The organism is Granulicatella balaenopterae (assembly GCF_900111135.1).
Taxonomy (GTDB): domain Bacteria; phylum Bacillota; class Bacilli; order Lactobacillales; family Aerococcaceae; genus Granulicatella; species Granulicatella balaenopterae.
In genome coordinates, this window is sequence record NZ_FOGF01000046.1 from 1 (window position 1) to 15,648 (window position 15,648).

At 30.3% G+C, this 15,648-nt stretch carries 15 protein-coding genes and 1 pseudogene; 10 read left to right on the top strand and 6 right to left on the bottom strand.

The annotated features are described in order from the left end of the window. The first annotated feature begins 3 nt into the window (after positions 1-3). The 4 genes from BMX09_RS10520 to BMX09_RS08570 all read left to right on the top strand — a co-directional run bounded on the left by BMX09_RS10520 (position 4) and on the right by BMX09_RS08570 (position 3,513). On the top strand, positions 4-147 hold the full coding sequence (locus BMX09_RS10520) for a zinc ribbon domain-containing protein (RefSeq protein WP_407645243.1): 144 nt from the start codon (positions 4-6) through the stop codon (positions 145-147). Positions 148-383: 236 nt separating this feature from the next. After that, the gene (gene srtB / locus BMX09_RS08560; protein ID WP_089747699.1) at positions 384-1,064 is read left to right on the top strand and encodes a class B sortase; all 681 of its coding nucleotides are present in this window, start codon (positions 384-386) and stop codon (positions 1,062-1,064) included. 79 nt (positions 1,065-1,143) lie between these two features. Then, positions 1,144-1,875: a LytR/AlgR family response regulator transcription factor gene (locus BMX09_RS08565; protein WP_089747701.1), complete on the top strand. Its 732-nt coding sequence runs from the start codon at positions 1,144-1,146 to the stop codon at positions 1,873-1,875. A gap of 312 nt (positions 1,876-2,187) precedes the next feature. Next, a complete protein-coding gene (locus BMX09_RS08570) occupies positions 2,188-3,513 on the top strand; it encodes a GHKL domain-containing protein (protein WP_177159592.1) in 1,326 nt (441 codons plus the stop codon). A gap of 372 nt (positions 3,514-3,885) precedes the next feature. Here the strand turns inward: BMX09_RS08570 and BMX09_RS08575 are convergent, their stop codons facing one another. The 4 genes from BMX09_RS08575 to BMX09_RS08590 are packed head-to-tail and all read right to left on the bottom strand — an operon-like array spanning position 3,886 to position 6,481. Beyond that, a complete protein-coding gene (locus tag BMX09_RS08575) occupies positions 3,886-4,362 on the bottom strand; it encodes a hypothetical protein (protein WP_089747705.1) in 477 nt (158 codons plus the stop codon). Next, positions 4,340-5,092: an IS21-like element helper ATPase IstB gene (istB, locus tag BMX09_RS08580; protein ID WP_218138940.1), complete on the bottom strand. Its 753-nt coding sequence runs from the start codon at positions 5,090-5,092 to the stop codon at positions 4,340-4,342. The genes BMX09_RS08575 and istB overlap by 23 nt, the downstream gene beginning before the upstream one ends. A gap of 1 nt (position 5,093) precedes the next feature. Next, the gene (locus BMX09_RS08585; protein ID WP_143054396.1) at positions 5,094-5,912 is read right to left on the bottom strand and encodes a Mu transposase domain-containing protein; all 819 of its coding nucleotides are present in this window, start codon (positions 5,910-5,912) and stop codon (positions 5,094-5,096) included. Then, positions 5,888-6,481, bottom strand: a complete 594-nt coding sequence (locus BMX09_RS08590; RefSeq protein WP_177159593.1) for a DDE-type integrase/transposase/recombinase — start codon at positions 6,479-6,481, stop codon at positions 5,888-5,890. Before BMX09_RS08590 ends, BMX09_RS08585 begins: the two co-directional genes overlap by 25 nt. 507 nt (positions 6,482-6,988) lie before the next feature. Between BMX09_RS08590 and BMX09_RS08595 the strand changes: the two genes are divergently transcribed. The 6 genes from BMX09_RS08595 (at position 6,989) to BMX09_RS08620 (ending at position 14,483) form a co-directional block, all read left to right on the top strand. After that, complete coding sequence (locus BMX09_RS08595) at positions 6,989-7,480, top strand: hypothetical protein (protein WP_143054397.1); 492 nt, start codon at positions 6,989-6,991, stop codon at positions 7,478-7,480. A 14-nt stretch (positions 7,481-7,494) separates the two neighbouring features. Then, positions 7,495-8,244 carry a hypothetical protein gene (locus BMX09_RS08600; protein ID WP_089747714.1) on the top strand — a complete coding sequence of 250 codons (750 nt, stop codon included), beginning with the start codon at positions 7,495-7,497 and terminating at the stop codon, positions 8,242-8,244. Between the two features lie 23 nt (positions 8,245-8,267). Next, positions 8,268-11,318: an L-type lectin family protein gene (locus BMX09_RS08605; RefSeq protein ID WP_089747716.1), complete on the top strand. Its 3,051-nt coding sequence runs from the start codon at positions 8,268-8,270 to the stop codon at positions 11,316-11,318. A gap of 75 nt (positions 11,319-11,393) precedes the next feature. Beyond that, positions 11,394-11,957 (top strand): hypothetical protein, encoded by a 564-nt coding sequence (locus BMX09_RS08610; RefSeq protein ID WP_089747718.1) that lies wholly within the window; start codon positions 11,394-11,396, stop codon positions 11,955-11,957. A 565-nt stretch (positions 11,958-12,522) separates the two neighbouring features. Beyond that, positions 12,523-13,080, top strand: coding sequence for a class I SAM-dependent methyltransferase (locus tag BMX09_RS08615; protein ID WP_177159594.1), 558 nt, complete (start codon positions 12,523-12,525; stop codon positions 13,078-13,080). A 740-nt stretch (positions 13,081-13,820) separates the two neighbouring features. Then, complete coding sequence (locus BMX09_RS08620) at positions 13,821-14,483, top strand: SIMPL domain-containing protein (protein ID WP_089747723.1); 663 nt, start codon at positions 13,821-13,823, stop codon at positions 14,481-14,483. A 132-nt stretch (positions 14,484-14,615) separates the two neighbouring features. Here BMX09_RS08620 and BMX09_RS08625 read toward each other — a convergent pair whose 3' ends face one another. Beyond that, the gene (locus BMX09_RS08625; RefSeq protein ID WP_089747725.1) at positions 14,616-15,140 is read right to left on the bottom strand and encodes a hypothetical protein; all 525 of its coding nucleotides are present in this window, start codon (positions 15,138-15,140) and stop codon (positions 14,616-14,618) included. A gap of 446 nt (positions 15,141-15,586) precedes the next feature. Beyond that, positions 15,587-15,648: pseudogene (locus BMX09_RS10200) on the bottom strand (integrase); the annotation flags it as partial.

Here is a 15,648-nt window from a genome sequence, read left to right on the forward strand (position 1 = left end):
CAAATTTGTAGCCATTGTGGCAATAGAAAACATCTCAACCTAACTGATAGAACATATTGTTGTGAATGTGGTCTTGAGTTAGATAGAGATATAAATGCTGCACTGAATATAAAAAACGAAGGACTTAGAATCCTCATGAGTGCATAATAAAAAATAGATTATAGTATGGTAGGAACTACCTAAACTTATACGCTTATGGACTTTTTGTAAGACGGAGGAATAATCAATTAGATTAGGAAACGCAGGAGAGGGAGAAACAAGAAGCACCTAAACTTTAGCTTAGTGTGTAGTTCACAGGAATGTTATTCTAGTAAAATAAGTTTAGTAGGGAAATATACTTATTTTTACTAATATATTCTAAATATCTTATTGAGGTGATAAATATGGCGACATTAAAAAAAATAGTAAAATTTATAATAGTGATAATTTTGTTTGTGAGTATGTATAATATTACTTTAATAGTGAAAGATGGTAATGATACAAGAAGAATATATAAAGAGATAAGAGAAAAGAAAGAAGAGTTGGATTTAAATAGCATAAATTCTGAATATATGGGATGGATAACTATAAAAGATACTCCAATTGATTATCCAATAGTAAAAGGGTCTAATAATGACTATTATCTAACAAGAGATTTTAATAAGCAGTATTTAAGTTCTGGATCTATCTTTATGGATTATAGGAATGAAGGCTTTCAAGATAAAAATACTGTTATTTATGGTCACCATATGAAAAATGGTACAATGTTTGGAAGTCTAAAAAAATATAAAGATAAAGATTATTTAGAAAAGAATAAAATTATACACATAATGAGCAAGAATCATGAAAAACTTACCTATGAGATATTTAGTGTTTATACTACTACTTCTGATGATGCAGAAAGTATTGTGATAACATTTAATAATGAAGAAGAATTTTCAGCATTTATAAACAATATATGTAATAAGTCTATTTATGATTCAGATGTAGAAGTTAAGGTTTCAGATAGAATACTAACATTATCGACTTGTTCATATGATTTTGAAGATGCTAGATTAGTAATTCATGCAAGACTTATCGATTGAAAATAAGTATACTATCAATTTAAAGGCTTTACCAATGATAAGGAAAATAAAATAATTAGTATTAGTGGAGTGTTATAGAATGTTAAATATTTGTTTATGTGATGACGAAAAAGATACGTTAGAGTATTATTCAAATAAGATATGTAATTTATTAAGTAAACATAATTATGCATTTAGAATAGATAGTTTTAGTAGTGGAGAAAGTTTAATATTTGACTTAGAGGAAAATCCGTATAAATTTAATATTATTATTATGGATATATTAATGAATGATACTAATGGAATTGAAACTACAAAAAAATTAAGAAACTATGGATATAATGGAGTTATTATATTTCTAACTTCAAGTAAGGAATTTGCTTTGGAATCATTTGAAGTAGAGCCGTTGAATTATATCTTGAAAAATGATAATGATGATAGGCTTAATACCATAATGTTAAAAGCTTGTGAGTTAGTATGTAGTAATGCAAATAAAAGTATTATGATTCCCTCTAAAAAATATCGGAATAGAGTAATCGACTTAGATGAAATTGTTTATATGGAGAGTTTAAATAAGAAAGTAATGTTACATAAGGTTGATGGAGAGGTAGAAGAGGTAAATTATGTTTTGAAAGATATCTATAATAAAGTTCAAAAGTATGGATTTATAAGATGTCATAAGTCATATATTGTGAATGTGAAGTATGTTAATAGTTTTAATAATATTGAGTGCATATTAAAAAAAGACATTATTATTCCAATAGGGAGAAAATATAGTAAAGATTTTAAAAAGCTTATTTTGGAAAATGAATTTGATAATTTATTAATATAAATAGTTGTTGATGTTAGGGTACGTTGTTAGTGTCAATTTAAAAATAACTATTTCTGTCAGTTAACAATTACTAATTTTAGTAATTGTTATTGAACAGATTTAGGCTATTTTTGTAGAATTTGTTGATTTATAATTAAATTGCCCCACATTTTTAAAGATTGTTTTTGGTCTTTTTTAACAGTTACAATTAACCCTCGTGAATTAGGATATGAATTACTTTGATTATAAGTGTTTCTTTTCCTAATGATAGTTTACCAAATAGGCTTTAATAGAGTTTGTGAAAAATTTTTATGAGTTTAAAGGGTGATGATAATGATTGGTGCAATAGAATTAGTAACTTTTATTATAATATATTGGTATAATATTTTTTTTGTAGAGTACTGCAGTAATTTATTGGAAATAAAAAATAAAATAATAATAAAAATTTATCCTATCTTATTGTCTTGTATATTAATCGTATTAGTATGTAATCAGGTTAATACAGGTATTACTTATATATTAGCATTTTTAGTACAGCTGGGGATGTTGAAGGTTGTTTTTAGTAATTCGATTATAGAAATTTATATTCTTCTTATATATCAGATATTTCATATGATTATAAATAGAGATATTGTAATTGGTATATTTAGTATTATTTTTAAAATTAGTATGCATCAAGTAGTTCATTCTTATGAGCTATATATCTTATCATTTGCATTAGGGAGTATATTAATTTTGGTTCTTGGTGGTAATTTTGAAAAGATATGTGATATAAATATGGCTAAGAAATTATTAATCAATTCAAAGGAATTAAAAGGATTTACAATAACTATTACAAGTTTAGTGATGATCTTACTTAATTCTAATTATACATATTATTATGCCGATAATATTAGAGGAATTACTATAAATTTATTGATTAATAGAATATGCATTCTTATTTGTTTTTATTGTTTATTAAGTATGACGATGGCATTGATTAAGTGGGTAGAAGAAGAGATTTTGTACAAGAGCAATTTATTAAACTTAGAATATAATGAGACTCTTAACAAGAAAATAGAGGAGTACTCATATTTGTTAAGAATGTATAATCATGATTTTAAAAAAGTGCTATTAAATATTAAGGATGCGATTATTATTGGAAATGAGGAAAGTGCATTGAATATCATAGCAACATTTAATGATAGAATACATGAACTTTCTAGTTATAATAAAAAAATGTCAAATAATCCGCTGATCAATGCATTAATGAATAGATGTTCGAAAGAGTGCTTAGATAAAGCGATTTTGTTTGATTCAGATTGCTATATTCCAGAAGATTTTAATGTATCAGAATTGGATTTAGTTAATATATTTAATAATTTATCAAGTAATGCATTTGAAGCATGTATTAAGCAAGCGGATCATGATGATAGACGGATAAAGTTTAAGAGTTATGTTAAGGATGAAAATTTAATTATTTATCAAAGCAATACGTTTAATGGGCATATTAATATAAAGAATAATAAATTACTGACGACAAAAGAAAATAAATTGTTTCATGGTATTGGAATGGAAAGTGTAAAGCATATTGCTAGAGAAGCTAATGGAATGGTTTTGATAAAAGTTGATAAAGAAAAAAGAGAATTTAAATGCATAATAAAGATTCCTTTGAATTAGATTAGTAAACCATCCAAAAAGGTCTGGCTTTGAGAAATTATATTTTGTGGTTCGCTTAAAGCGTATTTGAAAGTTTATTTTTTATAGAGATGGTTAGAGATTATTTGTAAATGAAATTGAATATTTTTTATGTAAGGCTATCTACTTCTTTTAGGAAGGATAGTCTTTTTTTATCTCATAATAAAATATGAATAACTAATATTTATGTTTTATTTAGTACTAATAGGTGTTGTAGTGAGTGACTAACACATGTGTAGATTGTCAAGTACTTTTGACCCACTTTAACGAATACAATTGACCCACCATGTATTAAAACATGGGGTTCAATTTTATTTATTATTTCTAAATTTTACGGATAGAATTGACCCACCCTCAATAAATTTTTATTTCATATCCATCTAATACCATCGATGTTTTATCGATAAATATTTCTTTTAATCTTGAATCTATTTTGACGTACTTATCTATTGTTAAAAGACGATCTCCAATTAAATTATGAACCAATTGCTCCATGATATCATTCCGTTTATCGCTATAATCTTTTTGCGCTTGATTAATGCTTGAATTATTAATAGGAGAACACAGTTCTTCAACCGACATAAATAAATCCTCATCACAATCCCTGACACTTTCAAAACAGTCTAATTCTACGTTATATTTTAACGATGATCTTTCTTTCATGCGTTTCAGTAGGGCATAAGGATGTTTTACTAGATCATTATCTCTAATATATTGAAATAAAGCTGTTTTTCCAGATTCATTATAAATTTTTGCTAACTCATTTAATTTGTTAGATTGTATTTTTTTCATAGTTATTCCTTTCGTTTTATCTATTTTTACCTTTGACACGATAACTGTCACCCGATATACTGAGTATATGGCAATGGTGGATTAAACGGTCTAATATAGCGGTTGCTGCTAATTGCCCACTAAATAACGAGTCCCATTTACCTAATGGTAAGTTGGTAGTAATAATGAGAGAGCCTTTTTCATATCGACGTCGAATCATTTGAAAAAATAGGCTCTCTCGTTCTTTATCCATTTTTATATAAGATAGTTCATCAATAATTAAAAGCTCTATTTTATCCAATTTTTTCAATAATTCTACAAGGTCTCCGTATTTCATCGATTCATATAATTTATCAACTAATTCTTTAGCATTAATAAAGAGTACTGTTTTGCCAGCTTTACATGCATTTCGACCAATTCCGGTAGCTATTAAGCTTTTTCCTACCCCAGGAGGGCCAATTAAAATGATATTTTCATGCTTATCCATAAATTGTAACGTCCCTAAACTATTTATTTTATCCGCATCAATTGATGGATTAAAAGAATAGTCAATATCTTCAAGTGTTGATGTAATGTCAAAACAAGCTGAGTTAATAAGCTTTGAATTCCGACGAGCTAATTTCCCGTGTTCTTCTACTTTGATAAGTCGTACTAAAAAATCAATATAGCTAAGTGATTCATTTGTTGCCTCGGTTATAATATCCATATATTGTTCTCTCATATCCACAAGCTTAAAATTTTTCATCATTTCATATATATATTCTTCTTTGCTTTCACAATGAATTCCCAAATTAATTCAACCCCTTTACACTATTCTCGTAATAACTGCATTCTCTAGTAATTTCATCTGATAAACCATTGTTTATATCTATTTCTTTATTCTGTTCTGGTGCTTCTTTTGGAAGTTTGAGCTGTTGGTTATAATGAAATAACATAGATTGAAATGATTTGATATCTAGATTGCCTTCATCAATAGCTTTTCTTAATAGTAAATCTAATGTGTTATCATCATACAATTCTCTGAGCATCATTATTTTTCGCATAAGTTTCATTGGCTGTTGAATATTTCTACTAGCTTTTTCAATAAATTCTGCACCATTACTAAAAATAAATGAAAAATCACGTTTTAATTGAGGAATTGAAGTTGATATTTTAGGAGCGATAGCTTCGTAATGTTGCTCAATAGTTACAATTTCTTTTTTTCCATCTACAAGTTCATGACTGGTAATAAAATTATTTTTAGAATCATATATCATAATTTTAAAACCGTATATAATTCGGAAAAAAACATTTTTAGTTACATATTGAACAGGAACGCTGTATTTGTTACCTTTAATACTTATATAACTATCATTACTTACTTTTCTTGTTTCCAATGCGGTTATGTAATAGTGTTTTTTCGGTAAAGGTAATAATGTCTCTTTTTCCTCTAAAAGATAGTGTTGATTAGGAATTCTTCTTGTAGTTCCATGTTCTTTAGAACACCATTCATCAACATCCTTTTTTAATTTCCTATTTAACTCATCCATACTAGCGAAAGAATTTCCTTTAATAAATTGTTCCTCTATATATTTAAATGGAGATTCTATTTTCCCTTTTTTCTTGGCCAATAGCAAGGGCAAGCATTTACATCTGTACCTAAATGTTTTGCCATCATTAATGCGTGAGTATTGTAAGAAATTTCATGTAGTGATTTGGGATTATTTTGAATAACTAATGCCTTTGGATTATCAATTAATAATTCTAATGTCACGCCACCTAAATCATCATACAATTCTTGAATGGCTTCATAAATTGCTGCACCATCTACTGTTAGCGAACAACAAACAGCTTTTTTTCTGGATGCTGATAATATCAAAGCAAAGCAATAAACTTTTCGATAACGCCCTCCAACAAGTACATTGTATTCAGTCCAATCAAATTGTGCTTGATCTCCTGGAGGAGTTTCAATTCTTACTGTAGCCTTACTATTAATATGACCTTCTAAATCGTTATCCACTTTTCTTAAATAGTGATAAAGTGGGCCGATACTTCCTGAATATCCTCTTTTTTGTAATTCACGAAAAATACGTGTACCGTTAAAATTATATGGATCACACCTCCAAGCAACTATTTGATCTTTGTACGGATCAATCACCGAACCATAATCCCTTTTTTTGTATTCGGGTGGTTGAGTCATCTCAACCAGTTTTTTGACCGTATTTTTTGACATGTTTAACATTTTAGCTGTCTTTCTTTTTGAGCCCGTATGTTTATACACTCTTTGAACCGCTGCCTAATCTTGCAAATTTTTCACCTCATATTCTCCTTTCAGTATGCGAGTCACATACTGAAAAAGTATATATTTTATTATTTAGGTGGGTCAATTGTATCTGTTAAATTATTGGAAAAATAAATAATTTTTTAAGAAGGGGTGGGTCAAAAGTATTCATTAAAGGTGGGTCAATTTTGATTATAAATCAACAGATGCAACTCATGATTTTTTTGAGATTATTTAAAAGGTTGTTTATACAAGTTTAGGTGTTGTTTGAGTAATTTTTTACTTTGTTAGTGCATAAGATGGTATAACTAATATGCTTAAGTTGGAATTTAAAAACAGATAAAGTTGTTGTTGTTAAAAATTCATTAATACATTATAAAAATAATTTAAGTGAAAAGGTGGGGAACGATGAAGAAAAAAAGTAGTATGAGTAGGGTTATAGTTGCAATGATTTGTTGCTGTTTATTATTTATGGGTATTTCCGTACGAGCTGAGACTACTGGAAATGTTCCGGTAACTTACACAAAAGAAACAAGTGTAACGTATCCTCTACATGTAAAAGTAACGGGGAAAGGTGAAGTATCAACAGCAACAGAGACATTAAGAAATCAAACTAAGCAGTATGATCTTGCGGTTGATGAATCAATGACTTTTCATTTAAAAGCCGATACTGGGAGAAAGGTAAAAAAAGTACTGTTAAATGGGAGTAATGTTGAAGCTAGTATTGCAGATAATAAACTGACAGTCAGTGGGGCTGAAAAAGAACAGACTCTTATTGTGGAATTTGAATCTGCAAGAAAGATATTTCCACAGACGGGAGATAGCAGTAATTTAGTGTTTTGGTGTATATTATTTGTTTTATCGCTAGCTGGAATAATCTATACATATCGTAAAAAAATCAAGTTGATTAAAAATTAATTAGGAGGTATAACGTGGCTGATAAGAAATATAATGAATTATACTTTATTGATAAACGAACAAAGAAAAAAATAAGGTATATAACTTTTGAAAATTTAAATGAAAGACATCCGGAAGGCGATTATTCGATTATTGGTGAAATATCTATTAAGAATCAAGAAGAAAACGGTATACAAAAAATAATAGATGAAGATACCGACATCTATATTCAAAAAATAGGAACCTACAAAGAAAAACGTTATAAAACAATAGGATATATTCCTTGTGAAGAACATAAGTATATAGCAGTAAAGAAAAAGAAGAGCTTTCTTGTGTGGATTATCTTATTAGCTATATTAGCATTGATATTGGGTAGTTTGGCTTTTAATAATAAAAATAAAGCGGATATAGACCCAAATGCAGGCGATTATTCTTCAGCCTTGAAACGTCCAGATAATATAAGTGACTCTCAAATATTGGTACCTGGATATGGGGAATTTACTCTAGAAAAAGGAAATGACACTATTAATACAGCGTTTTTTAATCCAGAGGGTAACCCGTGTTATTTTAAGTTTACATTAATAGAAAAAGATACCAATGAAGTGTTATATGAAAGTAAACTGGTACCACCAGGTAAGGGAATAACGCCAATCAAGATGAATAAAGCATTTAATGAAGTTGGAAGCTATAATGCCATTTTAAAATTCCAATCCTTTGATTTAGAAGATACAAAGTTGGAATATAATGGCTCAGATATTGATGTTAAGCTGAATGTAGTTGAGTAGCGACGTGAAAGGAGTGATGAACTTTGAAGCAAACTCGAAACTTAAAACAGAAAATGCTGATGCGAGCTAAAAAGGAGGATCTACAAAAAACAACTTGTATATTAACATTACTAATGATGGTAGTCAGCATGATGAATCCTCTCGCATTAATTTATGCAAGCTCAGTTCAGAATACTAATTCAATCATCGAAAATAAAGTGGAATATACCACTGATCATAGCAAAGCGAATATTACATTTGATATGAATAGTTTCGATAAAGAAAAGTATGAATTAGTCTCTATCTTGTCAGATAAAGAAGGAACTGTCTTATATGATCAACAAAAAAATGAGATAGCTAGTTATGCAACTGAAAAAAATGGAAGTTATGGCTTTACTGTAAAATATGCAGAAAAACAACCAAAAGCTATAAATAAAAGTGAACAAACTAATGAAGCTCAATCAGATAACGAGGAAAAAGATTCTCAACATAGGACGGCTAAAGAAGAAAAAATTACTGTTAAGGTAACTAAAATTAAAGAATCAACAGACTCAGAAAAGTCAAAGAATGATGCAACAGCAGAATCAACAGACTTAAACAAGCAAAACAATGATGCAGCACAAGATTCAATAGAGTCAGAAAAGCAAAAAAATGATGTAGTAGAAGAATCAACAGACTCAGAAAAGTCTAAAAATGAAGCAGCACAAGAATCAGCCAAGTCAGAAAAAGCAAAAAATGATAAAATTGAAACTTCAAGTGCCGTAGAATTTATGGGTGATTTACCAAATAAATTTGGAGAAGGATCAGTCGTATATAATACACCGAATAATGAGAATCTATTAAGTTTTGGAAATTCTCATGTTAATTTAGAAGAACAATTTACTTATAGTGGTACAATTTCTGAAACGAATAACTCAGGATATCCAGTAAATCCAAAGCGGATAACTAATGATTATTTTAAGATAAATAAGAATAGAATATCACTAGGTAAAGGGAATACAAGTTATTCCAATCAAACAATCTATTTGCAAAGTAAGTATAAAATTGATTTTACTAGAAATTTTGAGATTAAAGGATCATTAAAATATACTCAAGCAGATAAGCTTTCAGGTTTTACAGTAGCATTTCATAATGATAAAAAATATGTTTCGAAAAACGTTAACGCTACGCTAGGAGTATATTCTTCTAAAGGAATATGGGCAAGCAGTACTTGGGCTGGAGAAGTTGGGTTAAATAGGGGCATTGTTCTTGAATTCGATCCATATAAACACCAAGGTAACAATTCATATCAATTTGGTGATAATCTGTCGACTGGACAACATATTCAAATTTTAGAAACTAATGATGTTGGAGCAGTAGAAACACCATCAATTCAAAATAAAGATATCGATCTTTCCAATTATAATAATAGTTGGACTAACTTTAAGATTTCGTGGAATGCTCATACGAATACCTTAGAACTTTACTTTAACGATCAATTAATGGTAAAGAAAAATAGTTTTAATAATCTTTCAATCTTGAAAAAAAATAAAGCATATATTAGTTTTTCAGCATCGACGAATACAGCAATACAAGATTTATTAGAATTTAATTTCAATGATATTAAATATACTGATATTGATCCGGAAATATCAACAAATTATACAGTGCAATCAGGGAAAAAAGATGCTATATCAAATGAAAAAGTTACCATCACTCATGAAATATGGAATGGGAATAAATCAACAGCTGAAATAACAGATAAATTAAATTTAAAAGCTATGAAAATAGATGGTAAAGAAAAGCATTTAGAAATCTTAAATGTAAAAACAGGAACTGATTTGAATAATTTAAATCCTATTTCTACAGGGAAAAAATTTGATGTCAATCATCCATTAGATGTTATTTGCCCTCCAAATAGTAATAAGTATTATGTTCAGTATGAAGTTACTATACCAAAATTAGAAAAGTATGGAGAATTGAGTAATTTTAATTTGGAAGTGTTACTTGGTCAAAGAGGTATGTCTCAAATCCTTAGCTCAACAGTAATCAAGATTAAAAATAAACCTGCACTTTACGCAAAAGCTAAACAAGGTAATGCTCCAATTACTAATTCTCAAATTATAAAAGTTAATAATCCAACGAAGGTAAATAAAGAGTTATTATGGAACGAACTGTATGCTAAAATTGCTTCACCAACTTCTAAAAAATATAAAATTCGTACTGAAGATAAAGGTACGCAAGAGATGAAGTTTGAATGGGAGTATCAGGTCAACGGTGAAAAGGTTAATGAGTTTCCTAAAAAAATAGAAAAAGGATGTATCTATACTTTAAAACTAAAAGTAATAGACCAATCAGATAATAGATTAACTAATGAATTCAATAGAACGGTAATTGTGGATGACAATACAGCAACAATTACTAATCATTATATCTATGCAAAAGATTCCAAACCTATTTCAGAAACGAAATTAGTTACATTAACTAAAGAAGAATTTGAAAATTATGTCAAAACAGCAAGTAAGGCAAAAGCTTTTAAAGTAAATCAGCAAACTGGTTTAGTTGAATTAGAAGATGTAAAAGTCCAACTTAATGGCTGGTTAGATAGTAATGGGGAACCCTATCATCTACCAGGGAAAGCAACTATTGAATTATATGTGGAAGATGATCCTAATGTAAAAAAATCAATTAATCAAGAAGTTACTGAAAATACGTGGAGCTATGATACAAGTGATAGAACCGAAATAAATGGTGCTTCAGGATTTATTGTGATTCCTAAGAGTGTTACTCTTGAAAGTGGCACTAAAAATCAAAAAGATAAGCTAGTAGGACAAGCAGACATCTATTTTGCAGATTATACTGCAGAAGATGTTGAGTATGATGTGTCTGTAGATAAAACTTTTGAATTAGTCAAAGTTGATGATCCAAGTAGTAAGTTTACAGTAACATCTGTCGGTAATAAATTAAGTGCTCAAAATAAAATGGAAGTTGGGAAAATTAATTCTCAATACAAAGATAAGCCACAAATCATTCATTTTGAAGCACCAAGACATGAAGTAGATAAAAGTAAAGGTAATTGGAAAGGTAATGTGCGATTCTACTTCAAGAGAATTTAATTTGGTACTAATATAGAATTTCTATGTTAAGTATATATTTGAACAGAAAAGAATAAATGAAATGGAGGAATTTTAATGTTCAATAAAAAAGCAATCGTAGCAATGACAATTTTAGGAGGAATGGTAGTACAAGCAACACCAATTTTTGCAGCAGCTCAAACTTCACCAACAAACACAATTAAAAGTGGTACAACACCGGTTACTTATGATAATAGACAAGTGTTACCTGATGGGAATGGACAATATGGAATGATTATTCCAACAGCTATCTCATTTACAGATAAAAATACAACAGCTAATGCTGATGTTGAAATTACTGGTATTAATGGATATAAATTAGAAGACTGGAAAGAATTATCAGTTCAAGCAAGTGTACAATCAAAAAATGAATATAAATTAAAATTAAACGGAAATGGAACTGAATCAGCAACTTATGAATTAAAATATGGAGGTGAGACTGCCTTTACAGGTGCAAGTGCAAATCAAATTAAACAAAAATTAGGTATTGGTGGACATGACAATGCTTCTAAAGCAACAGGTACAGCTACTTTAAAAGACAAAGCAGGAGCTACTAAAAAAGGACAATATACAGATACTTTAACATATAGCTTTAAAGAATTACAAAATACTAAAAATTAATATTTTTAGCTAAATTGAGCGAATGTTATAAATTGCGGCGAACCCCCACATGCATGCGTGTGGGATGAAAGCCGTTTCTCTTTGATTTGATAATAGCATGGAATGAATATATAATCTATACATATGATAATAAGGGAGATTGATTGTGCTTCCTTGCTGAAAAACAGAAATTTACCGCTAATGTGGTCATTGGACTGCTTGGTAATGAAAGTTCTGATTTAAATAGATTTACACTTGTAACTCCAAAGTCTGAAAATGATGTATGATTACAAGCTACACTTGACAATCAGAACCCCATGGGAGCAGTCAGTTAGACTTTATAATAAATGATGTTTGTGAAGAAAATCTGCACAATCATCATTTATTTTTTTGTATTAATATGTGTGAAAAAGGCTCTTTACTATGGATCGATTTTTTGATAATTCAACAAAAGAGTTAGTAATCTAATAGCTGTTAAAGGTATGGGACATAAGTTTTTGTGTATAATTAAGGTGAAAGGTGAGGTGATATGATGAAGGGAGATAAGGAGTTCTGGAATAGGGGTGCTAAGTTTTACGCCACTTTTATGAAGAAGAATGAGCGTGTATATGAAAATTTTGTGGAGTTAATAGCACCGTTTTTACAGGATAATTTAAGAGTTTTAGAGATTGGTTGTGCAACGGGGCAGATTACTTTTTTGTTAAGTAGTTTTGTGGATGAGGTGATAGCAACAGATTATTCTGAACGAATGATTGAGTATGCAAATAAGCGTAAGTCGGTTGAAAATATTATTTTTGAGGTTGCTGATGCGATAGATTTACCATATGAAGATGGGAGTTTTGATGCGGTTGTAATTGGGAACGTGTTACATATCGTGAGTGATGCGGATAAAGTTTTGGCTGAAGCGATGCGTGTATTGAAACCAGGAGGGCGGTTGTTTGCATTGACATTTATTGATACGGAATCTAAAAATACAGTTAAATTAAAGGTAATGAAGTTATTTGGCTTTAATGTGAAAAGGGAATTTACTAGAGAATCTTATGAGGAGTATATTACAGCTGCTGGATTTGAAATGCTCAAAAGTGAGGTAATTGCGGCTAGCCCACTCGATGAAGGGGTTGTTGTTGCAAGGAAAAATAAGTAAAGGAAATAGCTGATTAAGATGCATTGCTACGAGGCTATTAATCGTATATAGAAAATAAAAAAGTGGCTACCAAAAGGACGAAAGGTAACCACTAAAAAATACTATATCTTAAATATAATACCTGATACGATGAAATTCAAGTAATAACATAAAAAGTAAGGGGATTCTTTACGGAAGAGTATTACGATGTTCTAGGTATGCGAGGTAGTTTAACAGTATTCATTAAATTGAAATTTGTGGTGTTCCTACATTATAACTTTTTAGGAGTGTTGCTTTTTGGGGCAACAGTATTCGTTAACTAGCTAAATATGGTTACCAATCAATTGCCACAACTGGTTATTTGGAGTGTTTGGTGTGATAGGGGGGAGCTATTGTAGTAGATGTTTTGCTTGGTGTATTATGTTTTTTGCGTCATTTTTTAGTCATTTTTGGCTCGTTCATTTATTCTTACTGATTCCGCTTTTTTGTGGGTTGATATTACAGTATTTTTCATCAGAGTTTGAGGCGTGATTTTTTGGCGAAGTTTTCTGAGGTTTGAAGCGTTCATATTATATGATATTATTTCTACTTAATTTTCGTTTTTTTGTTCGTCGATATTACTGTATTTCCACATAATTGCGAGGCGAAGTTCTTAGATAATTTATTTTTCAAGTATATTTTTAATTATTTTTTTATGTTTCTTTCTGAAAATTTGTTATAATTAAGCATAGGAGTTATATATTTCTGAAGGAGGTTTGGTGATGAGAACGATTAATGTGGAAGGTGAGAGTCAATTATTTGTTAAGCCGACTATGATGCGACTTTCGATAACAATTTCAGGTGATAGGGATACTTTTGAGGAGGCTGTTTATCAGTCGACTAAGGAGACGGAGCGGTTCAAGTATATTGTTGAGCGTCTTGGTTTTTCTAAGCATGATTTGAAGACGATTAGGTTAGATATTGATACGAACACTGAGTCATACCGAGATAAAAATAATCATTATCGTCAGCGTTTTGTGGGGTATTCATATGTTCATTGTATGTTTTTAGAGTTTGCAGAAGATAATAAGCGCCTTGGAGAGATTTTGTCAGCCTTGCTTGAATCCAGAATTGAATTTGAATTCCAGGTATCCCATACGATTAGTCCAGCCGAGCAACAAGATTGTCAGAACAAGTTACTTTCTGATGCGGTATTGGATGCAAAGAAAAAAGCTGAAATCCTAGCGAAAGCAAGTGGCGTAACATTAGGCGAAGTGGTGACCATTAAGCATGGCAATGATTGTTATGACTTGTATAGCAACAACTTTTTGGACTCTGAATGTAGATTTTCCCCAATCATGGAATCTGCCCCCGTGGAATTCTCAGTCGATGCCAAAGAAATCGAGCTAACCAATCGAGTACATATAGTCTGGGAAATAAAATAATAACAAAAAAATCATATAAATTAACGAAAATCCGTTATAGTGAAACCATTCATTATAGCGGATTTTTTGTGTGGATTCCCTTAAAAAAAGCGAAGAGCAATCTCATCATCACTCCTCGCTAGAATACTATCTTTAGAATAAAAATAAAAAAATTACTCCTGGAACCAAAAGAACCAACCACATACCTTTATAAAAACGCTGATTATATACATTATGCGAACAAGGAAACAGCCATTCATTTTGCGGAAAATCCTGCAGATGCCACGTCAAAGTATGATTACACTCAATCACAATACTCCAAACAGCCCCCGACACCAACACCACCACGACACCCCAAAACGTAAGAGGCGCTTGATAACGCTGAATGAAAAAATAGACCGCCAACCGCACAAAAATCGCCAAAAAACTAAGCGTCCCAACCACCGAAATAGCCGGATGAAACTCATACTTCAAATGAAAAATCACCAAAGGAATAAAAATCCCTAAAGCCCCAAAAGTCAGCATACTAACCCGCATACCAGCCTCTAACTGAATTTCCGACTTGAACAACACCATCAACCACACCACAGCCGGACTTATAACAGCCGCATAAAAATTCCACAAATGCACCAACCAACTATCCGACTCCTCACCATAAAAATCAGTCCCACGACGCATAAAAATCCCACCTTTCAAAACGCAATAAATTATTGCTCTTATCACCTTAATTTTACAATAAAGAAGGGGGGAATGCGAACGGGAGGGGAAGGGGAGTTGCATAAAAAATACTTTGTGGTATAGTGAAAGTGTGAGAATAGATAACCTATTATAATTAACATAAAACATTGGATGTATTGAAATATTAATAGAGAACATAATAGGTATTGAAATCACAATATTAACAAACAACATAAGATGTAGCATCCCTAAAGTTAGACTTGTAATTCTAGCTTCAAGGGGTGCTTTTTTGCATATTATGTCAGAATGATGGGGATATACTATATTATAAAATTAGCATCTCTTATTAGCTTGATTTTACAACAAAGCTAGGGGAATACTAATAGGATAAGGAAGGACTTCACCAACGTAAACCTGTTTTAGTGTATCATTTAGCTAATCAAAAATTACGAAAGACTAGATAACGAACGCATAATCAAATCCACGTCCTTATTTTCTAGCTCTTGAA